This window comes from Mycolicibacterium hippocampi (assembly GCF_010723735.1).
Classification (GTDB): Bacteria; Actinomycetota; Actinomycetes; order Mycobacteriales; family Mycobacteriaceae; genus Mycobacterium; species Mycobacterium hippocampi.
In genome coordinates this window covers 244251-267900 of record NZ_BLLB01000002.1, presented here as the reverse complement: position 1 = coordinate 267900, position 23650 = coordinate 244251, and the positions used below count along the sequence as shown (strand labels likewise).

The 23650-nt window shown below is 66.9% G+C and carries 22 protein-coding genes; 6 read left to right on the top strand and 16 right to left on the bottom strand.

Features of this window, described 5'->3' with window-relative positions:
- Positions 1-17: 17 nt before the first annotated feature.
- The gene (locus G6N53_RS02200; RefSeq protein WP_163886727.1) at positions 18-1256 is read left to right on the top strand and encodes a cytochrome P450; all 1239 of its coding nucleotides are present in this window, start codon (positions 18-20) and stop codon (positions 1254-1256) included.
- An 18-nt stretch (positions 1257-1274) separates the two neighbouring features.
- On the opposite strand, the gene G6N53_RS02195 is transcribed toward G6N53_RS02200, so the two are convergent.
- From G6N53_RS02195 to G6N53_RS02175, 5 genes are read right to left on the bottom strand one after another with little or no spacing between them, the layout of a single operon-like run.
- Positions 1275-2636 carry a flavin monoamine oxidase family protein gene (locus tag G6N53_RS02195; RefSeq protein ID WP_163886725.1) on the bottom strand — a complete coding sequence of 454 codons (1362 nt, stop codon included), beginning with the start codon at positions 2634-2636 and terminating at the stop codon, positions 1275-1277.
- A 24-nt stretch (positions 2637-2660) separates the two neighbouring features.
- On the bottom strand, positions 2661-3434 hold the full coding sequence (locus G6N53_RS02190) for an amino acid ABC transporter ATP-binding protein (protein ID WP_163886723.1): 774 nt from the start codon (positions 3432-3434) through the stop codon (positions 2661-2663).
- Complete coding sequence (locus G6N53_RS02185) at positions 3431-4906, bottom strand: ABC transporter permease subunit (protein ID WP_163886721.1); 1476 nt, start codon at positions 4904-4906, stop codon at positions 3431-3433. The genes G6N53_RS02190 and G6N53_RS02185 overlap by 4 nt, the downstream gene beginning before the upstream one ends.
- Positions 4903-5787, bottom strand: a complete 885-nt coding sequence (gene gluQRS / locus G6N53_RS02180; protein WP_163886720.1) for a tRNA glutamyl-Q(34) synthetase GluQRS — start codon at positions 5785-5787, stop codon at positions 4903-4905. The genes G6N53_RS02185 and gluQRS overlap by 4 nt, the downstream gene beginning before the upstream one ends.
- Complete coding sequence (locus G6N53_RS02175; protein ID WP_163886718.1) at positions 5784-7094, bottom strand: aspartate aminotransferase family protein; 1311 nt, start codon at positions 7092-7094, stop codon at positions 5784-5786. Before G6N53_RS02175 ends, gluQRS begins: the two co-directional genes overlap by 4 nt.
- A gap of 47 nt (positions 7095-7141) precedes the next feature.
- Between G6N53_RS02175 and G6N53_RS02170 the strand changes: the two genes are divergently transcribed.
- Positions 7142-8134: a phosphotransferase enzyme family protein gene (locus G6N53_RS02170; protein ID WP_163886716.1), complete on the top strand. Its 993-nt coding sequence runs from the start codon at positions 7142-7144 to the stop codon at positions 8132-8134.
- Between the two features lie 191 nt (positions 8135-8325).
- On the opposite strand, the gene G6N53_RS02165 is transcribed toward G6N53_RS02170, so the two are convergent.
- The 9 genes from G6N53_RS02165 to G6N53_RS02125 form a co-directional block, all read right to left on the bottom strand.
- The gene (locus G6N53_RS02165) at positions 8326-8976 is read right to left on the bottom strand and encodes an MBL fold metallo-hydrolase (protein ID WP_163886713.1); all 651 of its coding nucleotides are present in this window, start codon (positions 8974-8976) and stop codon (positions 8326-8328) included.
- A gap of 118 nt (positions 8977-9094) precedes the next feature.
- Positions 9095-9970 carry an LLM class F420-dependent oxidoreductase gene (locus G6N53_RS02160; protein ID WP_163886711.1) on the bottom strand — a complete coding sequence of 292 codons (876 nt, stop codon included), beginning with the start codon at positions 9968-9970 and terminating at the stop codon, positions 9095-9097.
- Positions 9971-10093: 123 nt separating this feature from the next.
- Complete coding sequence (locus G6N53_RS02155; protein WP_163886709.1) at positions 10094-11068, bottom strand: glycine betaine ABC transporter substrate-binding protein; 975 nt, start codon at positions 11066-11068, stop codon at positions 10094-10096.
- A complete protein-coding gene (locus G6N53_RS02150; RefSeq protein ID WP_163895329.1) occupies positions 11068-11835 on the bottom strand; it encodes an ABC transporter permease in 768 nt (255 codons plus the stop codon). Before G6N53_RS02150 ends, G6N53_RS02155 begins: the two co-directional genes overlap by 1 nt.
- Before the next feature lie 17 nt (positions 11836-11852).
- Positions 11853-13049, bottom strand: a complete 1197-nt coding sequence (locus tag G6N53_RS02145; RefSeq protein ID WP_163886707.1) for an ABC transporter ATP-binding protein — start codon at positions 13047-13049, stop codon at positions 11853-11855.
- Complete coding sequence (locus G6N53_RS02140) at positions 13042-13689, bottom strand: ABC transporter permease (RefSeq protein ID WP_159229592.1); 648 nt, start codon at positions 13687-13689, stop codon at positions 13042-13044. The genes G6N53_RS02145 and G6N53_RS02140 overlap by 8 nt, the downstream gene beginning before the upstream one ends.
- 151 nt (positions 13690-13840) lie before the next feature.
- On the bottom strand, positions 13841-14467 hold the full coding sequence (locus tag G6N53_RS02135) for a DUF1326 domain-containing protein (RefSeq protein ID WP_163886706.1): 627 nt from the start codon (positions 14465-14467) through the stop codon (positions 13841-13843).
- A 12-nt stretch (positions 14468-14479) separates the two neighbouring features.
- The gene (locus G6N53_RS02130; RefSeq protein ID WP_237166332.1) at positions 14480-15238 is read right to left on the bottom strand and encodes a DUF2182 domain-containing protein; all 759 of its coding nucleotides are present in this window, start codon (positions 15236-15238) and stop codon (positions 14480-14482) included.
- A gap of 72 nt (positions 15239-15310) precedes the next feature.
- Complete coding sequence (locus G6N53_RS02125) at positions 15311-16378, bottom strand: ATP-dependent DNA ligase (protein WP_205390253.1); 1068 nt, start codon at positions 16376-16378, stop codon at positions 15311-15313.
- 132 nt (positions 16379-16510) lie between these two features.
- Between G6N53_RS02125 and G6N53_RS02120 the strand changes: the two genes are divergently transcribed.
- Entirely contained in the window at positions 16511-17623 is a 1113-nt protein-coding gene (locus tag G6N53_RS02120) for a phosphotransferase (protein WP_163886704.1), read from the top strand.
- Positions 17624-17627: 4 nt separating this feature from the next.
- Here G6N53_RS02120 and G6N53_RS02115 read toward each other — a convergent pair whose 3' ends face one another.
- Positions 17628-18263: a TetR/AcrR family transcriptional regulator gene (locus G6N53_RS02115; RefSeq protein ID WP_163886702.1), complete on the bottom strand. Its 636-nt coding sequence runs from the start codon at positions 18261-18263 to the stop codon at positions 17628-17630.
- Entirely contained in the window at positions 18250-19596 is a 1347-nt protein-coding gene (locus tag G6N53_RS02110; protein WP_163886700.1) for an aromatic ring-hydroxylating oxygenase subunit alpha, read from the bottom strand. The genes G6N53_RS02115 and G6N53_RS02110 overlap by 14 nt, the downstream gene beginning before the upstream one ends.
- A 102-nt stretch (positions 19597-19698) precedes the next feature.
- Here G6N53_RS02110 and G6N53_RS02105 point away from each other — a divergent pair, with 102 nt between their 5' ends.
- From G6N53_RS02105 to G6N53_RS02095, 3 genes are read left to right on the top strand one after another with little or no spacing between them, the layout of a single operon-like run.
- Entirely contained in the window at positions 19699-21459 is a 1761-nt protein-coding gene (locus G6N53_RS02105; protein WP_163886698.1) for an N-acyl-D-amino-acid deacylase family protein, read from the top strand.
- A 27-nt stretch (positions 21460-21486) separates the two neighbouring features.
- Positions 21487-22464 carry an alpha/beta fold hydrolase gene (locus G6N53_RS02100; RefSeq protein WP_163886696.1) on the top strand — a complete coding sequence of 326 codons (978 nt, stop codon included), beginning with the start codon at positions 21487-21489 and terminating at the stop codon, positions 22462-22464.
- Positions 22461-23594 carry an epoxide hydrolase family protein gene (locus G6N53_RS02095; RefSeq protein ID WP_163886694.1) on the top strand — a complete coding sequence of 378 codons (1134 nt, stop codon included), beginning with the start codon at positions 22461-22463 and terminating at the stop codon, positions 23592-23594. The genes G6N53_RS02100 and G6N53_RS02095 overlap by 4 nt, the downstream gene beginning before the upstream one ends.
- Positions 23595-23650 lie beyond the last annotated feature (56 nt).

Here is a 23650-nt window from a genome sequence, read left to right as displayed (position 1 = left end):
ATGTGCACAATAAGAAGATGACCGCCGCCGCAGAACCGCAGTCGCTGCTCCTGCAGCTGCTCGACCCGGCCCATCGCGCCGACCCGTACCCGCACTACCGCCGGATCCGCGAACAGGGCCCGCTGCTGTTGCCACAGAACAACCTGGCGGTGTTCTCGAGCTTCGCCGACTGCGACGAAGTGCTGCGCCACCCGGCCTCGGCGAGCGACCGGATGAAGTCGACAGTCGCACAACGGATGGTCGCCGAAGGCGCCTCGGCGCGCCCGTTCGGCCCGCCGGGGTTTCTGTTCCTGGACCCGCCCGACCACACCCGGCTGCGCCGGCTGGTGAGCAAGGCGTTTGTCCCGAAGGTGGTCAAAGCGCTGGAACCCGAGATCACCGGGCTGGTTGACTCGCTGCTGGACGAGGCGTCCGGCCTGTTCGACGCCATCACCGGCTTGGCGTACCCGCTTCCGGTCGCGGTGATCTGCCGCCTGCTGGGCGTGCCGCTGGCAGACGAACCGGAGTTCAGCGCGGCGTCGGCGCTGCTCGCGCAGTCTTTGGATCCGTTCGTCACCGTGACGGGTCAGGCCGACGGTGGGTTCGAGGAGCGCATGCAGGCCGGGTTGTGGCTGCGCGACTACCTGCGGCAGTTGATCGCGTCGCGACGCCGCGACCCAGGTGAGGACCTGATGTCGGGACTGATCGGGGTGGAGGAGTCCGGTGATCAACTCACCGAGGAGGAGATCGTCGCGACGTGCAATCTCCTGCTGATCGCCGGGCACGAGACAACGGTGAACCTGATCGCCAACGCGATCCTGGCGCTGCTGCGTGATCCGCCGCAGTGGGCGGCGCTGGCCGCCGACTCGTCCAGGGTCGGCGCGGTGATCGAGGAGACGTTGCGCTACGACCCCCCGGTGCAGTTGATCGGCCGAATCGCGGGAGAGGACATGACGATCGGGGAGTCGACAGTTCCCAAGGGCGACAACATGCTTCTGCTGTTGGCCGCTGCCCACCGCGACCCGGCGGCCTTCGAACAACCGGACCGATTCGATCCGGACCGTTCGACGATCCGCCACCTCGGGTTCGGCAAAGGGCCGCACTTCTGCCTCGGCGCGCCGCTGGCGCGGCTGGAGGCCACGGTCGCCCTCTCGGCGCTGACCCAACGCTTCCCGGACGCCGCCCTGGCCGCCGAGCCCGACTACAAGCAGAACGTCACGCTTCGGGGCATGTCGACGCTGCCGATCACCCTCGGTCGTGACCGGCGGTCTCGGTGACGGCCCACTGACGAGGCCCTATCTCAGTTCGTCGATGACGGCGTGCGCGGCCCGCTCGCCCGCCTCGACCGCGCCCTCCATGTAGGCACTCCAGAAGGTGGCGGTGTCGGTGGAGGCCCAGTGGATGGCGCCGATCGGCGCGGCGAGGGCGTGGCCGTAGGTGGTCCACACCAGCGGCCCCATGTTCGCGTTGTAACAACCACGCGTCCACTGCCGCTCGGACCACTCGCCGTCGACGTAGAACTCTGGCCGGGCGGCTTTGTCGCCGAAATGGCGCACCAACTCCTCGGTCATCGCCGCGCGACGGTCGTCCACCGGCAGCCGGCCGTACCTGCGGGCCTGCTCACCCTCGAGGAACAACAGGATCACCCCGTGGTCGTCGCCGGGCAGGCAGGTGTCGTTGGACATCCGCGCCGGACCCACATCCGAGATGAGCTGGCCGTTGAGTCCGTCTGCGCGCCAGAACGGTTCGTCGTAGACGAAGAACGCCTTCATCGCCGAGCCGTTGGGCATCCGTTGGGTGAGCTGGTCGCGAGACCCCGGCAGCGGGGGGTCGTACATGATCCGGCCGGCCAGCGTCGGTGAGATCGCCACGATCGCCCGACGGCCGGCGGCGACCAGTCCGCCGCGGCAGTGCACGGTGACGCTGTCGGCGCTGTGTTCGATCAGCTGGACCGGACTGTCGAGCACCAGGTGATCGGTGACCAGGGCGGCCAGTCGTTTCGGGATCTCGCCGGTGCCGCCGACGAACCGGGTGGTCTGCGCACCGCCCTCGGATTCGGCGAACAGTTCGGCGGTCACCCCGCAGGTCTGGATCGTGAACAGCAGGTGCAGAAACGACACCTCGACGGTCGGCACCGCGAGGATCCCGACGGTGCAGATCTCCAGTAGCGTGCGGGCGACCGGGGACAGGCCCTGGTTGTCGTACCATGCGCCGGCGGTCACCGAATCCCACTCAGCGGCAAGCGGTGCCAGCCACGGCGCGTCCGGCGGGACATCGGCTGCCAGCTCGTCGAGCAGTCGAAAGACCTTCTCCAGCTCGGCCAGCTCACCGCCGAATCTGTTGTGGAACTCGCTCTCGCGTAGCACCCCCGAACCCGCCAGCTCGTAGGACGTCTCACCCTCGTCGTACTGCGGGTAGGTCTCGACGCCGAGTTCGGATGCAAGGGCGAACATCCGGTGGTGGGTGTCGCCGATCCACTGCGCGCCGAGTTCGACGGGCAGACCGGGCAGTGCCTCCTCGGTGAGGATTCGCCCGCCGACCCGCTCGTCGGCTTCCAGGATCAGCGGCGTCAGCCCGGCATCGAGCAACGTGCGGGCTGCGATCAGCCCCGAGATCCCGGCGCCGACAACGATGACGTCCGCTTCATGACGTGCCATGGTGCACACCTTCTCACGGCGGTACTACAGCGGGTTGAGGATCCGCTGCAGGAACTGCCGGGTGCGATCGTGGCTGGGGTCTCCGATGACGGACGCGGGCGGGCCCTGCTCCAGTATCACTCCCTGGTCGGTGAACAGCACCTGGTCGGATACCCCTCTGGCGAACTGGATCTCATGGGTCACGATCACCAACGTCCAACCCTCGACGGCGAGGTCCTTGATCACCGCGAGCACCTCCCCGACGAGCTCGGGATCCAGTGCCGACGTCGGCTCGTCGAACAGCACCACCTTGGGCCGCAGCGCCAGCGCCCGGGCGATGCCGACCCGCTGCTGCTGACCGCCGGAGAGCTCGAACGGGTACTGGTCGCGTTTGTCCAACAGCCCCACCTTGCCCAACAACTCGGCGGCCTCGGCCTCCACCTGCTCGCGGGGACGCTTCTGCGCCACGATCGGCCCCTCGGTGACGTTCTGCAGCACCGTCTTGTGCGGGAACAGGTTGTGGGACTGGAACACGAAGCCGCTCTGCGACCGGTAACGCCGCAGTTCGTCCTTGGACACCGGTTCGGCGAAGTCGATCTGGACATCTCCGATCCGGATGACGCCGGAATCAGGGGTGTCCAGCGCGTTGAGCGCGCGCAACAGCGTCGTCTTGCCGGAGCCGGACGGTCCGATGATCGCCGTCACCGTCCCGCGCGGCACGGTGAAGGAGACGTCTTCGAGGACCTGGTTGTCCCCGAACGCCTTGCGCACGCCGTCGGCGACCAGGATGTCTTTGTCAGCGGTGTTCTCGGAAGTCATTTCGCCACATACCTTTCCAGCCGGGTTTCGATGCGACTCTGGCTGAACGACAGCACCAGGCAGATCACCCAGTAGTACACCGCGGCCGTGCCGTACAGCGCGAAGAACTCGAACGTGGGCGCGGCGATGATCTGCGCCTGCCGGAGCAGTTCGGTGACCAATATCGTCGACGCCAGCGAAGTGTCTTTGACCAGTGAGATGAGCGTGTTGGACAGTGGTGGCACCGCCACTCGGGAGGCCTGCGGCAGGATGATGCGGCGCAAGGACCCGGCGTAGTTCAGACCGATCGTCTCGGCGGCTTCCCACTGCCCCTTCGGAATGCTCTGGATGGCCGAGCGGATGATCTCGGCGGCGTATCCGCCGACGTTGAGCGAGAACGCGATCACCGCTGCCGGGAACGGGTCGATCCGGACGCCGAACTCAGGCAGCGCGAAGAACACGATGAACAACTGCACCAGCAGTGGGGTGCCGCGGATCACCGAGATGTAGAACCGCGCGAGGTTGGTCAGCACCACATTCGGCGACAGCCGCGCCAGCGCCACCGCCAACGCGATCACCAGGCCGATGATGAAGCTGATGATCGTCAGCGGGATCGTCATCGTCAGCGCGGCCTTGGCCAGCGGCCACAGGTTGTCGAGCACCAGTTGCCAAGTCGAACGGGGCTGCGCCTGTGGCGCTTCCTGGCCGCCGGAGGCGTTGGCTCGCAGGTACTTCTGCGAGATCTCCGCCAGTGTCCCGTCGGTCTTGAGTTCCTCGATCGCCCGATTCAGTTCGGGGAGCATGCCGCTGTTCTTGCGGGCTGCGAAACCCTGCTCGCTCTTCTCGCCGGTGTTGGCGGCGATCTTCACGGCGCTGTCGTTGGTCTCTGCGAGGTAGGCGTAGATCGACAGACTGTCGTTGACCACCACGTCGACCCGGCCCTGGCTCAGCAGCGCCATCGCCTGGGTGAGTCCTTCCACCGCTTCGACCCGGGCGCCGGCGTCGCGGGCCACCTGGGCCCAGTTGCTGGTGGTGCTCTGGGCTGCGGTCCGGCCCCGCAGGTCGTCGAGGGAGGTGATGGAGTCGTCGTCGGCGCGGGTGACGATGACCCCCTCGCCGATGGCGTAGGGATCGGAGAGGTCGTAGAGCTGTTGTCGTTCCGGGGTGATGGTGACCTGGTTGGCCACCACATCGAAGCGGTTGGCCTCCAGCGCGGCGAAGATCGAGTCCCAGGGTGTCTCGACGAACTCGACGGGCACGCCCAGCCGCTCACCGACCGCGCGTGCCACGTCGACGTCATAGCCGGTGAGCTGGCCGGTGACCGGGTCGTGATAGCTGAACGGTGCGTACACGCCTTCGGTACCGACCCGCAGCACACCCGCAGACCGCACCGGCTCGTCGCTGTTGTTCGCCGCCGGCCCGCAGGCCGTCAGGAGCACGGCGACCAGCGCCAGCACCGCGAGTAGGGCGCGTCGTGCAAGGATTCTGCTCATCCGGGACGGTATACCCACGGTGCGCGGGGTAACCGCTGCGGTTCGAACTCGGTCAGCATGCCCTCCACCGTCAGGGACGTGTAGCCCAGCGATTCGCCGATCCGGTGCAACGCCCGCTGCACGCCGATCTCGGCGAGGGTCACCGCACCGTCGCGTTTGGCGAGCCGCGCGCCGGCGGCGTTGAGCACCAGCGGCACATGGGCGTACGTCGGCGCGGGGTGGCCGAGCAGCCGGGCGAGGTGGGCCTGCCGCGGTGCGGACGCCAGCAGGTCGTCCGCGCGCACCACCTGGTCGACCCCGGAGGCGGCGTCGTCGACGACCACCGCCAGGTTGTAGGCGGGCACCCCGTCACCGCGCCGGATCACGAAGTCGTCGACCGCGCCGGTGTAGTCGCCGTGCAGCAGATCATGCACCGTGAACTCGCCCGTGTCGGTGCGCAGCCGCAGGGCCGGGGGACGTCCGGTCTGACGTCTTCGGGTGTGCCGCTCGGCGTCGGTGAGGTCGCGGCAGGTCCCCGGATACGCCCCCTCGGGAGCGTGTGGTGCTCGCGGCGCCTGAGCGATATCCTTTCGGGTGCAATAACATTCGAACAGCAGCCCGCGCCGGCGCAGCGTGTCGACGACGACGTCGTAGCGGTCCGGATGCTCGGTCTGCCGGGTGGCCGGTCCGTCCCAGGTGAGGCCGAGCGCGGCCAGGTCGGCCAGCTGCCGGTCGGCGATGTCGGTGTGGGTGCGGTCGTCGAGGTCCTCGACGCGCATCAGGAAGCGACGCCCGGTGGACCGCGCGAACAACCAGGCGAGCACGGCGGTGCGCAGGTTCCCGATGTGCAGATCGGCTGACGGGCTCGGCGCGAACCTGCCCGCGCCCGGTGGGCGCGTCACCGCGCCAGCGCGTCGGCGAATGCCGAGCAGAACCGGTCCACGTCGTTGCGCGAGAACACCAACGGCGGCCGGATCTTGAGGACGTGGCCCTGCGTGCCGCACACCGAGATCAGCACCCGCTGCTCGCGCAGCGCATTGACCAGACGGATCGCCTCGGCGCGGTCGGGGGTCTTGGCGTCCGGGTCGCTGACGATCTCCACACCGATGTAGAGCCCCGCCCCGCGGACATCCCCGAGGCGGGGGTCGCGGATGCCGGCCAGTTCGCCGCGCAGCCCCGCCCCGACCTCCCGGGCATGGTCGCGCAGCCCGTCGTCGTCGATGACGTCGAGCACCGCGGTGGCCGCGGCCATCGACACCGGGTTGCCGGCGAAGGTGTTGAAGTACGCCACCCCCGTCGCGAACGGCGCGATCACCTCGGAGCGGCCGGCCATCGCCGCAACGGGCATCCCGTTGCCCATCGGCTTGCCCATCGTCACGAGGTCGGGAACCACCCGGTGCCGCTCGAAGCCCCACATCGCCTCGCCGGTCCGGACGAAACCCGGCTGCACCTCGTCGGCGATGAACACGCCGCCGAACCGGCGCACCGCCTCGACCGCCGGACCCAGGACATCCGGGGTGGCGTACACGCCGTCGGAGGAGAAGATCGTGTCCAGGACCAGGCAGCTCACCCCGTGCCCCGCCGCCACCAGATCCTCGGCTGCCCGGGACACGTCGGCGGCGAAGCGCCCGGCGAGATCGCCGGCGGGCACCCGGTAGCTGTCCGGCGGCGGAACTGCCCGGACGTGGTCTCCGAGGGCTGCCGCACCCCCCAGTGACGGCGAGATCGCGGTGACCGCCGCGGTGTTCCCGTGGTAGGCGTCTGTGGTGACGATGACGCCGGTGGCGCCGGTGTACATCTGCGCGACCCGCAACGCCAGGTCATTGGCCTCGGAACCGGTGCAGGCGTACATCACCTGGTCGATTGCGTCGGGCATGCCGGCCAGCAGCCGCTCGGAATAGTCCAGGATCCCCTGGTGCAGGTAGCGGGTGTGGGTGTTCAGCGTGGACATCTGGCGGGTCACGGCGTCGACGACGCGAGGCTCACAGTGGCCGACGCTGACGACGTTGTTGTAGGCGTCGAGGTACTCGAGGCCGTCTGCGTCGTACAGATGCGCGCCCCGGCCACGCACGATGTGCACCGGCCGCTCGTAGAACAGCCGGTTCGCCGGGCCGAGCAGTCGTTCCCGCGCGGCGATCAGCGGCTCGGTGTCACCGGCGGACGGCTGTCCCCGGTAACTGTTCGAATCCATGATGTTCGAGAAACCCATCGCACCTCAGTCTGCTGCATCGGGGGTCCTCCGTCAGAATTGTGGGGATGTCCGGACTGCCGCCCGATCACGAGAGCTACGCGCGCGCTGCGCTGCCCGCCTACGGGCGGGATCCGGATTCGGCGTTGTGCCTGCTCAGCCTGTCGGAGAACGCCACCTACCTGGTGACCGACGACGAGCCGATGGTGCTGCGGGTGCACCGGCCCGGCTACCACTCGCTGGACGGCATCCGGTCCGAGCTCAGCTGGATGGCCGCGTTGCGCTCCGACACGCCGGTGGTCACGCCGGAGTTGATCCCGGCCCGCGACGGCCGCGACGTGGTGGCCGCGGTTGTCGCTGACCACATGCTGCACGTCGACGCGGTGACGTTCATCGAGGGCTGTACCGCCGAGGAGCGGCCGGAGGCCGTCGGCTTCGACGAGCTGGGTCGGTTGTGCGCGCACATGCACTCGCACGTCCAGAGCTGGACCGTGCCGGAGTACTTCAGCCGGTTCCGGTGGGATGTGGAGGCCACCCTGGGGCCGGCTGCCCGGTGGGGCAACTGGCGGGAGGCTCCCGGGCTGACCCCCGACGGGTCGGCGACCGTCGAGCGGGCGGCGGCGCAGGTCGCGACGTCGTTGACGGAGTTCGGGCACGAGCCCGGCCGGTTCGGGTTGATCCACGCCGATCTGCGGATGGCGAACCTGATGATCAACCCGGGTGGGCCGGCCGGCATCACCGTCATCGACTTCGACGACTGTGGCTGGTCGTGGTACCTCGCCGACCTGGGTGCGGTGGTGTCGTTCATCGAGCACACCCCGGAGGCCGAACACATGATCGCCGACTGGCTGCGCGGCTATCGCGAGGTGCGGGCCATCCCCGCGGACCATCTGGACATGATCGCGACGTTCGTCATGCTGCGGCGGCTGATGTTGACGGCGTGGGTGGCGTCGCACGCCGATGCCGACGCGGCGATCGCCTTCACCGACGGGTTCGCGCCCAAAACGGTGGAGCTCGCCGAGCGGTACCTCACCGACCGGTCGTGGATGCGGTACAGCTAGCCGAGTTCGGCCAGCTCGGGGACCGCCCGTGACATCGCATCGATCCAGGCTGCCGGAGCACCGATCGTCGGGGTTCACTTCGGAATCGGGGTTGTGGACCAATCACGGTCTTGCGGATGCCGTCGCAGTCGCGGCCGAGGTCGTCGCAGTGCCGGCGCAGCACATCGAGTTTGCGGGCGACTTCCTCAGGGTCAGCGGCGGCGGGAATTCGCCGAACGGGTCGGCAGTCCGTTCAGCGCATGTGCGACGTGATCCCGCCAAAGGCCCGGCTCGATCCGGTGGACCGCCGAATTACCCTGAAAGGCACTGGAAATCACCACATCGGGTTCCAGCTCGGCGAGCAGGTGCAGGCTGTCCGCCATCCGCTCCGCGTCGCTGATGCCCTCGATGTAACCGGCCCACCAACTGCCCTCCGGATTGCGGAGCAGGGTGTCGCCGGTGAACAGATACCGGCCATCTGCGCCGTTCACCAGGTAGCAGGTGCTGCCCGGCGAGTGTCCGGGCGTGGGGATGACCTCGACGCCGTTGTCATCGGTGTGCCGGCTACTCAGCGGGACGTCGACGTGCGAGTGCTCGGTGATGTCGGAAAGTTCTGCCTCGGGCGCGTGCAGTGCCGAACCGAAGTGTTGGGCAATGGCTTTCAGTATCGGACCGGCTTCGTCGCGGTGCGACAGATACTGATCGGTGACACCGCCGAGCTCGGCGAGTTCGTCGAACTCGGAGTCGGTGGCCACGGAGTAGAAGAGCACGTTGGGCCCGGTCCACAGGTAGGCGTGGGTGGTCAGGCCGGGGAACGGGGAATCTGTGCGGGTTTCGTGGAGATCGGTGAGTACGTGTTTCATGAACCCAGGCTGCAACCTCAACAATTGTTGAGGTCAAGGGCTTGTCGTGAGCAGACACAAACTCGCATGGATTCGGCTGAAACCGTGCGAGTTTGTGTCTGCTCGCGAGAGGGAGCCCTCAGCCGATCTCGGCGAGCTGCTTCACCGCCGGGGCGATGCTGTCGATCCACTTCGCCGGCGAGCCGGTGGGCGGAAAGACGATGACGTCATCGATGCCGAGCTTCGCGTATTCGCCCATGGTGCGGACGAAATCGTCGCGCGTCTCGGGTCCCGGGCTGAGGTCGTTGATCATGATGGTCTTGCGAATGGTGTCGTAGTCGCGTGCCACGTCATCGCAGTGCCCCCGCAGCACCCTCAACTTGTGGGCCACCTCGTCGGGAGAAGTGCCGAACAGGTTGCACGCGTCGCCGTACTGGGCGACCAGCCGCAGCGTCTTGCGCTCGCCACTGCCGCCGATCAGCACTTTCGGCCGGTTGATCGGCTGCGGATTACACAGCGTCTCCTGCAGGTGATAGTGCTTGCCTACGAACGCGCCGTTGTTGTCCGGATCCCACATCTGGGCGCAGATCTGCAGGGTCTCTTCGAGGCGTTCGAACCGTTCGGCGAGCGGCGGATACGACACGCCGAGGCCCAGATGCTCCCGCTCGAACCAAGCTGCGCCGATGCCGAGCACAGCCCGGCCGCCGGACAGCACGTCCACCGTCGTGACGATCTTGGCGAGCAGGCCGGGGTGGCGATAGGTGACCCCGGTGACGAGAAGCCCGAGGTCGATTGTCGACGTGTGCCCGGCCAGGTAACCCAGCAGCGTGTACCCGTCCAGCATGTTGGCCTCGGCGGGCAGCCCGGTCGGCTCGATCTGGAAAAAGTGGTCCATGAACCACAGGGAGGTGGCGCCCGCCTCCTCGGCGGCCCCGCCCACTCTGGCGAGTTCAGGTCCGATGGCAGTGGTGCCGCCGTCGATGTCGAGGATGGGCACGCTGATTCCGAGGTCCATGCTAGCTACAACCCGTAGGTCGTCGAGTCATTCCTCTTTGGCAGCAACTTAGGCACTGGCCCCAGGCCTGCCAAAGGTAGGCTGCACCCGCGACGATTGTCGACGTCAAGCGGTGCTTGGTCCCTACGTCACCAGGCCCTGCTCGAGCAGCCAGTCGCGGGCCACCAGCGCCGGGTCGTCACCGTCGTTGTCGACCTTTGCGTTCAGCTCGAGCATGGTCTCGTTGGTGAGTTTCGGGTTGAGTTTGCCGAAGATCTCGATCAGCTCGGGATGTGCGGCCAGCAGGTCGGAGTCGACGACCTCGGTGAGGTTGTACAGCGGGAAGAACGTCTTGTCGTCCTCGAGGACCCGCAGGTTCAACGCGGGGATGCGACCGTCGGTGGTGAACACCTCGCCGAAGTTGCAGACCCCGTCGGCAGTCGCGGTGTAGATGACGCCGGTGTCGAGGGTCGTGACGCCACCGAGGTCGTCCCGGGTGAGTCCGTAGGTCCGCAGCATCGGTACGAAACCGTCGTTACGGCTTGCGAATTCGCTCTCCACGCAGAACGTCAGCTCTGATCTGTCGAGATTTGTCAGATCGGAGAGCTTGGTGACCCCGAGTCGCTCGGCGGCGTCTTCGCGGATCGCGAACGCGTAGGTGTTGTTCATCGGCGCCGGCGGAAGCCAGGTCAGCCCGTTGGCCTGATCCGCCTCGTCGACCGCTTGCCACTGGGCGATCTCGTCCTTGATCGGCTCCTCGTTGCCCAGGTAGTTGATCCATCCGGTCCCGGTGTACTCCGGCGAGATGTCGGCGTCACCGTTGAGCATGGCCTGGCGCACCCCGAAGCTGCCGGGCGTGTTGGTCAGGTTGGTGACGTCGGCTCCGGCGGTGCTGAGAATGGTCGAGAGCATGTTGCCCAGGATCAATTGCTCGGTGAAGTCTTTCGCCGCGACGGTGATCGGCACACCTTCGAGTGACTCGTAGTGCTGGATGGTCCCCGGGTCCGCCGCCAGCACCGCGCCGCTGGCCGAACGCAGTCCGCATCCGGAAACCAGGACCAGACAGGCTACGGCGGCAACGATTCTGGTCCAGACGACGGCGGGGGCGGTGTTGCGCATCAGAGTCCCTTGGGAGCGGCGACGATCTCGACGACACGAGCCAACCAGTCGATGAACAGGGCCAGCGCCGCGACGAGGATGGCCCCGACCACCAGGGTCACGTTCTGCTGCAGCTTGATTCCCGTGGTGATCAGCTGCCCGAGCCCGCCGCCGCCGGTGAACGACGCCAGGGCGGCGGTGCCGACGATGAGCACCAGGGCGGTGCGCACCCCGGCCACGATCACGGCGAGGGCCAGAGGCAGTTCGACGCGGACCAGGGTGGCGAACGAGGACATCCCCATCCCGCGGGCGGCTTCGACCAGGCGCGGGTCGACACCGTCGAGGCCGGTCACGGTGTTGGCGATGATCGGCATCGCGCCGTACACCGTCAGCGCGACGATGGCGCCCATCTGTCCGATCCCGAACAGCACCGCGCCGAGGGCGATCAAGCCGATGGCGGGTGCGGCCTGGCCGAACCCGGCGACGGTGATGACCGGCTTGGAGTAGCGACGCATCGGGCCGCGGGTCAGCATGATGCCGATCGGTATGGCGATCAGGCACGTCAGCACGGTGGCCGCCAGGCTGATCGTCATGTGCTCGCGCAGCAGCGTCAGCAGGTTCGGGATCCCGAGAGAGCGCTGTTCGGAATCGGACACGTCGGCGACGTGGACGTAGACCAGCGAACCGACCACCGCGAGAACACACGCCAGCGGCTGGACAACCCAGCGGGCGACACCGCCTCGCCTGCCGCCCGATGCTTCCGGACCGCCTTCACCGCCGGCGGCCAGCGCCGGGACTGCTGCTGTCACGGCAGGGGCTCCGGGGATCGGGCGGAGCTCTGCAGACCGGCCATCGCTCCCATGAGGGTCTCGATCCGGATCACGCCCCGGTAGATGTTGCGACGTCCCGTCACGACGACGACGCCGTGGGAGGAAGTCAGCATCTCGTCGAGAGCGTCATTGAGAGTGGACGCGAGGCTGACGGACTCGAGGTTCTCGTCGAGGGTCACCTGCGAGAGCGAATTCGGTTCCTGCAGTTCGGGGATCGACAACCACCGCTGCGGCCGGTCATGGGCGTCGAGCACGATGACATGCTCTCGATCGAGGTCCCTGGCGGCCCTGACCGCAGCGGTGGGATCGTCACCGACGTGCGCGACCGCTGCTTCGTGGAGTTCCACGTCGCGGACCCTGGTGAGGGTGAGTTGCTTGAGCGCCGCGCCGTGGCCGACAAAATCGCTGACGAAGTCGTCGGCGGGGTGGGCGAGGATCTGTTCGGGGGTTTCGTACTGCACGATCTTCGATCCGACCTGCAGGATCGCGATGCGGTCGCCGAGCTTGACCGCCTCGTCGAAATCGTGGGTCACGAACACGATGGTCTTGCGTAGCTCGTCCTGCAGTCTCAGCAGCTCGTCCTGCAGGCGCTGCCGGGTGATCGGGTCGACCGCACCGAACGGTTCGTCCATGAGCAGCACCGGCGGGTCGGCGGCGAGCGCGCGGGCGACGCCGATCCGTTGCTGCTGGCCGCCGGACAGCTCCCGTGGATAGCGGTCCCGGTACTTGCCGGGCTCGAGGCTCACGAGGTCGAGCAGCTCGTCCACCCGCTCAGCGGTGCGCTTCTTGTCCCACTTGAGAAGGCGGGGGACGATCGCGATGTTGTCGCCGACCGTCAGGTGGGGGAACAGTCCGGCGCCCTGGATGACGTAGCCGATGTGGCGCCGCAACTCGTCGGGGTTGCGCTGGGTGACGTCGTCGTCGCCGATCAGGATGCGGCCGGACGTCGGTTCGATGAGCCGGTTGATCATCTTCATCGTGGTGGTCTTGCCGCAACCCGACGGCCCGACCAGCATCACGATCTCACCGGCCGGGATCTCCAGGGTGACGTTGTCCACGGCGGGAACCGATTGTCCCGGGTACAGCTTGGTCACGCCGTCGAGCAGGATTCGGGCGCCGCCGACCGAGCGGGGAGCGGTGGAGGACGACTCCTTTGTTGCCGAGTCAGACACGGATCCCCCTTGGGGTGGTGAGTCGGGTGAGGACGTTGAGCACGGTGTCGAGGAGTACCGCGAGGATCAGGATGCCGACGGTGCCGGCGACGATGGAGTTCGTGGCGTTGGCCCCGCCCGTCCTGGAGATGCCCGAGAAGATGTAGCCGCCGAGGCCGGGGCCCAGCGCGAACGCCGCGATCGCGGCGATGCCCATCAGCATCTGTGCCGACACCCGGACGCCGGTCATGATCACCGGCCAGGCCAGCGGCAGTTCCAGCCGGACGAGCGTGGTGAGCCGGTTCATGCCCATGCCGCGGGCGGATTCGACCAGCGTCTTGTCCACCCCGTTGAGGCCGACGACGACGTTGCGCAGGATCGGGAAGAAACCGAAGAACACCAGCATGATCACCGACGGCAGCACCCCGATGCCGACGATTCCGACAAGGACGCCGAGCAGGGCGTACGACGGGATCGTCAGCCCGACTGCGGTGATCGTGTTTCCTGCGGTCGAGCCCCACGGGGAGCGGTAGATCGCGACGCCGACGAGCAGGGCCAGCACGGTCGCGGCCAACAGCGTCTGCACGACGAGGCTCATGTGCTGATACGCCAGAAAGGACAACACCGCCCAGCGATCGAGAACGAAGTCGAAGAAGCCCATCAGTCTTCAGACGCTAACGGACAGCCACAACGGGGTGCAGCGAATTCGCCCTGTCGGTGAGGGCCGGTCGACTCCTGCTGCATCGACGCCGCGTACCCACTTCCGGCGAAAGCTATACATGGCGGCGCCGGTTGAACTTGGCGGCGTGCGGTCAGTTGTTGGACCAGTCGAAGTCGTACAGGATCCAGTTCGTGTCCGTGAAACCGAGCCGGAGACCCTCGGCCTCGACCTCGAAAGACCCGATCCCACACTCACCCTTGGTCCAGATGAAGCCGTCGGGCAGCACGATGTGAGCCTGGTGGGACTCGCCCGTCACCGGGTTCTTGAAGGTGTCACCGGTGGCGCGGCCGTAGCCCTCGGCCGTCATCGTGGTCTGAATTCCGGTGCCCTCGAAGCTGATCGGAGCTTTGGCCAGCCCGACGACCTCAAATGTCGTGCCGAGAATTCCCCACGGGTCCCCACCGAGCTGCCCGGTGTAGATCTGAGACAGACTCGCGACCTGCTCGTCGGTGGTATCCGGCTCGACGATGAACACTGCCTTGCCGTCTCCCTCGTGAATCGCTTTCGGCCAGTCGATCACTGCGATCGCTTTGACCCCGGAGAGATCGACGTCGCCGCATGACCCCTCCAGGATGTGGTTGCCGACCATCGCCCTGCAGCTGCCGTCCGGCGAAGTCGGAAACCCGTGGAAATTGCATCCGCAACCGGGTGCGCAGTTGCAGAATTCATATCCGCGCCCCTTCAGCTGCCACCGCGTGCGTTGTTCTGTTGTTGTCATTTCATTCTCCAGTCAGATGAGACGGGTCACGAACGCGGGTTGCGCCAGCAGTACCACCCCCAGAACGAGAAGGGCCGCCCCCGACGCTCGGGCGAGCTGCTCACCGAACGGCGCGATCTTCTCCAGCACGATGGCCACCGCGAGAACCAGCATCCACACCAATTGCATTGTGCCGAAGGCGATCAGCACAGCCATCAACATCCAGCAGCAACCGACGCAGAACAGGCCGTGGTGGGCGCCGGCCGCAAATGCCCGTCCCGGACGGTCGAGATGCTTGCCATGGCGCAGGAAGAACGACATGGGCGATCGACAGTGCCGCAGACACACCGACTTCAGCGGCGTGAGCTGGTACAGGCCTGCGACGATGGCCACCGTGCCGGCAACTCGCCCCACCCACGGGCTGCCCTGCATCAGCGGTGCTTCCAAGTCTCGCCACGCGAAGTACGCGGGAATGCCCACAAGGGCCCACAGCGCGATGTACCCCATGACGAAGACCCCTACGGGTGCCACTTGGTCGTTGGCGGCCGCGCGGGCATAGAGCCGGACAACGGGGACAACGGCGGGGAACATCATCGCCGCCATCATCGCCACCCAGGCGATCAGGAACGCCGTGAACGACATCGTCGGCATCGGCTGCATGGACATGCCGCCGGTGTCCATGTCGCCAGCGCTGACTACCGACCACCACCAGCCGACGGCGGCCAGGGTCAGCAGCGCCGCCGGCATCCAGAGTTCAGCCCGGCCCGCCTTGCGTTGTTCGCCCAGGTTCACGATGGTCCCTGCCGTTGATGCCTCAACCAGTATCACACCGGTGGCACTCGAAGGGAACAGGTTTGCCCGGGGTCAGCCGAGTCCCGGAACGATGTCACCGAGGCGGAACGTCACCGGTCGTTCGAGCTGCTCGTAAGTGCACGACCGCGGATCGCGGTCCGGGCGCCACCGGTTGAACTGGGCGGTGTGCCTGAACCTCTCGCCTTCCATGTGGTCGTAGCGCACCTCGACCACCCGCTCGGGTCGCAGCGGCACGAACGACAGGTCCTTGCCGGCATTCCACCGGGACCCACCCCCGTACCTGCGGGCGTCGGGGTTGGCAGCGATGTGCGCCGCCCAGTTCCACGGGTGGTCGTCGAAGGTCGTGACCAGCGGCTGCAGCTCGGAGAACAGGTCACGGCGCCTCGCCATCGGGAACGCACCGATGACTCCGACCGACGCCAGGGTGCCGCCGTCCTGGTACAGCCCCAACAGCAGCGAGCCGACCGCATCGTCACCCGACTTGTGCAGCCGGTATCCCGCCACCACGCAGTCGGCGGTGCGCGTGTGCTTGATCTTGAACATCACCCGCTTGTCCGGCAGGTACCGCCCGTCGAGCGGTTTGGCGATCACTCCGTCCAGTCCGGCACCCTCGAACTCGTCGAACCACCGTTGCGCGGTGGCGGCGTCGGTGGTCGCCGGTGTGATGTGGAATGTCGGGCCGGACCCGGCCATCGAGTCGACCAACGCCGCTCGCCGCTCGGTGAACGGCCGCTCGGTGTAGTCGTGCTCGCCCAGCGCCAGCAGGTCGAAGACGATGAACGCGGCCGGGGTCTGCTCGGCGAGCAGGTGCACCCGCGACGCGGCAGGATGCAACCGCAGCTGCAACGCTTCGAAGTCGAGCCCGGCGTCGGTGGCGATCACGATCTCGCCGTCGAGCACACACCGCTCGGGGAGCTCGGCTCTTGCCGCCGCGACGAGCTCCGGGAAGTACCGGGTCAGGGGCCGCTCGTTGCGGCTGCCCAGTTCGACCTCGTCGCCGTCACGGAACAGGATGGATCGGAACCCGTCCCACTTCGGCTCGTAGGAAGCGCCCGGCGGGATGGCCGGTACCGATTTCGAGAGCATCGGCGACACCGGAGGCATGACGGGTAGTTGCACATGTCGATTGTCACCATGTGAGCCCGGCGGTCACAGCTCGGCCACCGCGCCGTTCGTAGTGGCTGATGCACCGGGTGAGGCCCAATGCTCTAACGTGTCGCTCACCACGAACTTCGATGGCGAGGATTCTCGATGGCTCAGCACGCAATCCCGTTGAACCCGGCGGGCTTTGACACCGAAGTAGTGCAGGAGCTGATTCGGACGAAATATCCCGAGGCGACGGTCGATGCGGTTGATGTTGTCGACGCCGCGCTGTCCACCGACGGTGAACAGCGGGTTTCCACGGCGCGGCGGATCACCGTCGACGTCGATGTCGACTACGCGTGTCAGGGTTCGGAGAATCTGCCGCGACGTCTGACGATCAAGGTTGCCCGCCCGGGTTTCGGTGACATCCCGCTGTACGACAACGAGGTGAACGTCTACGCGCGGCTCGCCGACGAACTGCCGGTCGTGCTGCCACGATGCGTCGGGGTGATGCGCGACAAGGCGCTGAGCTCTTTCGGCCTCGCGATGGAGGACCTGCGGGTCCGAGAAGCGGAGTTCCCCAACGTGCTGACACCCGTTGACGCCTCCGGTGTGAAGGTCCTGCTCGACCAGCTCGCCGCTCTGCACGGGCGTTATTGGCAATCGCCACGATTCGACGCCGACCTCGCCTGGGTGCTGCCGCACACCAGCGGCCCGATCCACGACCTGTTCACCCACCAAGGTGGGGTTCCGGCGCTGATCGACTGGGAGGTGCAGACCCATCAGTTCAAACGTGAACTGGTCGAATCGGTCAGTGAGACGACCCGATCACTACTCCAGAAGGTCACCGCAGCCCAGCGGCACCAAGCGACGCTCCCCACCACGCTGGTCCATGGCGACTGCCACGTCGGAAATACGTTCTCCCTGCCCGACGGCCGGCGCGGTCTGCTGGACTGGCAACTCACCGCCCGCGGATACTGCATGCACGACGTCAGCTATCTCATCATCACCGCCTTGTCGGTGAGTGATCGTCGTCGCCATGAGGAGGATCTGATCGCGTACTACCGACAGCGCCTCGTCGAAGCCGGCGTCACCGAAGCACCTTCGGTCGAGCAGCTCCACCACGAGCATCGGCTTGCAGCAGCGTGGTGCTTCTACATCGGCTGGCTGACGACGCCGCTGGAGAACTACGGCTGGGAGATCAACGTCGCCAACCAGATCAGACTGGCCACCGCCTACCGCGACCTGGCCAGCAACAGCGCCTTGGATGCCTTGCTGTGAGGCCTCACGCTGGCCGGCGCAAGCCTGCCAGTAACGCGTCGAGTCCGTACTCGAAGACCGCGTCGTAGTCGGTGGGGGCCTGGAGGGCTTCGACGAGGGCCTGGTCGGGCCAGGCGTTCGCCCAGAGTGAGGGGTCTTCTTCGTCGTGCTTGGCTCCGCGCACTGCGGAGAACTGCATCACCGCCGACGAGATGACGTGCACCTGGATCGCACGCAGGATGAGCGCGGCGTCGGTTCCGGTCACTCCGAGTTCTGCCAGTTGCGCCGCCAGTGCCCGTTGGATGGGGAGGAACAGTTGCGGGGTGCGGTCGCGCTCGTGGGCGATGCCGAGGAGATGTTGCCGTTCGATGAGCACCCTGCGTTGCGAACGGGCAAGTGAGGCAATGCGTTCGACGGGATCGCCACCCTCGACCGGCAATGTCGCCAGTTCGCCGAGCAGGTGTTCGACGAGGTTGTCCAGGAGTTGGTCCCGGCCGCCGATGTGCCAGTAGATGGAGGTGACCGCGACGCCCAGCCGCTCGGCGAGGTTGCGCATGGTGAGCGCCTTGACGCCGTCGATCTCGATCAGCCGGGCTGCGGTCTGCAGGATGAGTTCCGCGGTGACGCCCGGATCGCCGGCGGGCTTGTTACGCGGGGGCACCCTCGGTCTCACCCCCGGTCATTCGCTCCGCTTCCGGCACATCCAGATAGCGTTCGAGGTTGCGGTGCATGTTGATGATGCGGCGCTCCTCGTTCGACAGCACGACGTGCGTCAACCCGGGCTGGTGCAATCCACGCTGAAGCCCGGGCAGCACTGCGATGTCCTGGCTCAGGACCAGACCGGGGTGTGCCTCGTCGGCGTTGAGTCGGACGTCTGCAGGCTTCGTCCGCGGTGCGCCGGGGGGCATCCTCATCCACAGAGTCATCACCAGTTCGCCCCGGTCGGGATCGCTTCCTGGACGGGAGGTCAGCACCGTGAGGTGGTCGGCGTTGGTCAGCACGGACAGGTTGGGGAACACGTTGTACTGGTGTAGCCGCATGATCTGATCGTCAGTGGCCCACGCCAGGTCGACGCCCCGTTCGGAGGCGAAGGTTCTCGTCCGGCCGGCGATCGCCTCGGAGGCTGATGCCGCAGGGGTGTGCTCCGGAAACGGCGCCCCCTCGGCGACGCCCATCAGCGCGCCCTGTGTGCACACGTAGGCGTCCCATACCGCGGCGTCGTCCACGCTCTCCTCGAGGTGTGGGCTGGGCACGCCGTAGAGCTGCTCGGATTTGCCTGTGTGTCCCCAAATGGTCTGCGGTGCAAAAACGTCGTCCATGCACCGGTGAAGTTCGGGATGCAACATCTGGATGTGGTACGTCTCGCTGAACCCGTCCGCGATCGTCTTCCAGTTCGCGTCGACATCGATGGTCATCGTGGCGTAGCAACGGAATTCGCTCAGCCGGTTCCACGCGATGTCGTCCGGCACCGTCTCGAGGTAGTCGCGCAGCGGCATCGCGGTGACGTCGAGGTTGACGAACACGAGCCGCTCCCACGTGTCGACCTGCACCGCGAGGAGTGGGAACTCGCTGAGGGCGAGCGCGCCGAAACCCTTGCGGTGCGGCACCCGCCGCAACGAGCCCTGCAGGTCCCATGTCCAGCCGTGATACCCGCACCGGAGTTCGCGCAGCTGTGACCCGGCGCCCGTGCACAGGCTGTTGCCGCGGTGACGGCAGACGTTCTGGAACGCGCGCAACTCACCGTCGTCCCCGCGGACGACCAACACGGAGTATGGCCCGCAACGGTATTCGAAGTAGTCACCCGGCTCGGCGACATGGTCGACAGTGCAGGCGAACTGCCAGACCCTGGGCCACACCCGTTCGGCTTCCAGCTTGGCGAACTCGGCGCAGTGGTAGCGCTCCGCCGGAACCAGGGTCGGACGCTGCGGCGGTATACCGATGGCATCCTCACGCTCAGAGCGAGGATGCAGGCTGGGTTGCGCGGTGTGCGTCATGACTCGTCCTTCGGAGAATTCGCTTCGCAAACGCTATTACATTCACCTCTGTAACGGTGTTACATTCACGAAAGAAGTCGGCTGGCGCTCGAGGAGGAAATCGTGTTTGACCTGAAGATCACCGGTGGGACCGTGGTGGACGGCACCGGCGCGGACCGATTCACCGCCGACGTGGCAGTGAAGGACGGCAAGATCGTCGAGGTCCGTCGACGTGGGCCGGGCGACGCGCCGCTTGAGGGCGACGCAGCCGAGACGATCGATGCGACCGGCAAGATCGTGGCGCCGGGCTTCGTGGACATCCATACCCACTATGACGGGCAGGTCAGTTGGGACAGCGTGCTGGAACCGTCCAGTAATCACGGGGTGACGACTGTCGTGGCCGGCAACTGCGGCGTCGGTTTCGCGCCGGTGCGGCCGGGCAGCGAGGAATGGCTGATCGCGCTGATGGAGGGCGTCGAGGACATCCCGGGGACGGCGCTGACCGAGGGCATCACGTGGGGCTGGGAGAGCTACGCGGAGTACCTCGACGTGATCGGCAAGCGGGAGCTGGCCGTCGACTTCGGCAGCCAGATCGCGCACGGCACGGTGCGCGCGTACGCGATGGGGGAGCGCGGCGCCCGCAATGAACCCGCGAACGCCGACGACATCGCGGCGATGAGCCGGTTGGTCCGCGAAGCCGCCGAGGCGGGCGCACTGGGCTTCTCGTCGTCGCGCACCATCGCGCACCGTGCCATGGACGGTGAACCCGTGCCCGGGACGTATGCCGCCGAAGACGAACTGTTCGCCCTCGGCCACGCGATGGCCGCCGGTGGCGCCGGCGTGTTCGAGCTCGCCCCGCAGGGGGCGGCGGGGGAGGACATCGTCGCCCCGAAGAAGGAACTGGAGTGGATGCAACGGCTCGGCGCCGAGATCGACTGCGCGTTGAGCTTCGCGCTGATCCAGGTCGACGCCGACCCGAATCTGTGGCGCGAACAACTCGACATCTCGGCGGCCGCACACGAGGCGGGTAGCCGGCTGCACCCGCAGATCGCTGCGCGCCCGTTCGGCATGCTGCTCGGCTTCCCCGGTCACCACGCCTTCACTCACCGCCCGACGTATCGGCGGCTGAAGGCCGAGTGCACCCGTGAAGAACTCGCCGCACGGTTGGCCGAACCCGCGGTCCGGGCCTCGATCCTGGCCGAGGATGATCTGCCCATCGATCCGACCAAGCTGTTCGACGGCATGTTCGCCCTGGCTCAGAACGTGACAGAGCGGTTGTACTACCTCGGCGAGCCGCCCAACTACGAGCCCACCGACGAGGACACCGTGGCCGCGATCGCGCGTGAGCGTGGCCAGGATCCGCTGGCGGCGATGTACGACCTGATGCTGGAGGCCGACGCCGGCAACATGCTGATGTTCCCGATGTTCAACTACTCCAACGGAAACCACGACGCAATCCGCGAGATGATCACCCACCCCGCCGGTGTGATGGGCCTGTCCGACGGGGGTGCGCACTGCAGCATGATCTGCGATGCGTCGTATCCGACATTCCTGCTGACCCACTGGGCGCGGGATCGTCATCGCGGTGCGACGCTGCCACTCGAGTACGTCATCCGCAAGCAGGCGCATGACACCGCGCAGCTGTTCGGACTGACCGACCGCGGTGTCATCAGCGTCGGCAAGAAGGCCGACGTGAACGTGATCGACATGGATGCGCTCACGCTGCACGCCCCGCGGATGGCCTACGACCTGCCCGCGGGCGGCCACCGGTTGGTTCAGGGGGCATCCGGCTATGACGCCACAGTCGTCAGCGGAGTGGTGACGCGTCGCCACGGTGCGGATACCGGAGCGCGTCCGGGTCGGCTGGTGCGCGGAGCGCGGTAGGCCGGGGCGAGCGTAGCGACGGGGAGAATGACAGCCTTCCGGTACGACCCACGGCATCGGCCCGCTCAGCCCGCACTGGCAGCGCCGGATGCCTTCAATACCGAAAAGGCCGTTGTCGCCGAAGGTGTCTCGCTGTCCTTCGTGCGTGAGGGCATCGGCGGGGTGCCGTTGCTGCTGATCCATGGTTACCCGGAGACCAAGCGGATCTGGTGGCGCAACATCGAGGCGCTGGCGGCGTCGGGCTTCGAGGTCATCGCACCTGACCTGCGGGGCTACGGGGACAGTGACCTCCCGCCCGACGATCAACACGATCTGGTGACCTATTCACGTGACCTGTACGCGTTGGTGAACGGGCACCTCGGCCACACCTCGTGCGTGGTCGCGGCGAGCGATGTCGGCGGAGTCGTGGCGACCGACCTGATCCACCGGTTTCCCGGTTTCGTGGAGGGGTTCTGCGTGTTCAACACCGTCGCTCCGATGGGCGTCGACTACACCGGAATCACCGTCAACGACATTGCCGATGGAACCGCGGTGTCGGATCCGACCGGAGACTACCGGTGGATGCAGGGCGCGTTCCCCGACGAACTGGCCGCGATGCTGGGCTCGGCGCAGGCGCGCAGGCAGTGGGTGGCATCGATGTACACCAACCGGCTCTGGGCGTCGAAGTACGCCTTCGAGCAGGCCGACGTCGACTTCATGACCGAACCGTTCGCCGACGAGGCACGGCTGCGGGCCGGGTGGGCGACCTACCAACTGGCCTACGACCGCGCGATGCCCGAGTTCCCGCTGATGGATGCGGTCGACGTCCGGACCCTGATCCTCTACGGACCGGACGACCACGCCATCGGCGAGGACTTCGTGCCTCGATGTGAGCGTGCTTTCCGGAATCGTGTTGGGCCGCTCGTGGTTCCGGGAGCAGGCCACTTCCTGCAGTGGGAACGCGCAGACATCTTCAATGAATTGCTGCCCGCCGTCTTCGGCGGCGGGAAGGACTCCCCCCGATGAAGCCCTTCGACATTGCCGTCGAACAATCACAGCTCGACGACCTGCAACGCCGGCTCGAATCCGCCCGGTGGCCGGCGGAGATCGACGGTGCAGGCGCGGACTACGGGACCGACCAGACCTTCCTGCGCTCGGTGATCGAGCGGTGGACGAGCGGCTACGACTGGCGGCGAACCGAAGCCGAACTGAACCGATGGGGATCGTTCACCACCACCGCTGCCGGACAGCACGTGCATCTGCTGCACGCGCGATCAGCTGACCCCGACGCCATCCCGCTGGTCCTCACCCATGGCTGGCCCGGCTCCATCGTCGAGTTCCTCGACGCGCTGCCCCTGCTGGTGGACCGCTTCCACGTCGTCGTCGTGTCGATGCCCGGCTACGGATTCTCCGGCCCCACCCGGCAACGCGGCATCGACGTCGCGAAGGTGGCAGCCGCCGTCGCCGACGTCATGGCACAGCTCGGCTACGACCGGTACGTGGCGCAAGGCGGTGACTGGGGCGCGCTCGTCACCCGATACCTCGGCGAGCACTTCACCTCCAATGTTGTTGCCATCCATACCAACATGTTGTTCGCGCTGCCACCGGAAGGCGCGTCGGATGCCATGGAGGGCGTCACCGAGGACGAGATCGCCGCGATCGTGAGGACGTCGGCCCAGGTGGCGGACGGCACCGCGTACATGGACGTGCAATCCACACGTCCGCATTCGGTCGGGTTCGGTCTGGACGACTCACCGATCGGGCTGGCCGGGTGGATCCTGGAGAAGTTCGCCGCGTGGTGCGATACCCGCGACGGCATGCCGGTGAGCACCGACCGGCTGATCGACAACCTGATGATGTACTGGCTCACCCGCACCGCCACGTCGGCCGCGCGGCTCTACTACGAATCGGCCCGCGCCGGGACCGGCGCGCTGAGCCCGTGGCAGGGCCGCGTGGACGTCCCGACCGGTTACGCCGTGTACCCGTGCGAGATCCTGCAGACGCCCCGCGTCTGGGCGGAGAAGCACTACAACCTGGTTCACTACACGCATCAGGACCGCGGCGGGCACTTCGCCGCATTCGAGCAACCGCAGCTTTTTGCTGCGGATCTCAACGCGTACAGAACGGGGCTGCGCGAGGCGGGGTTGTTCGGCTGAGTCGCCACCACGATGACTGCCCCGATGACATTGTCTGGGTACTCCGGTCTACGTGA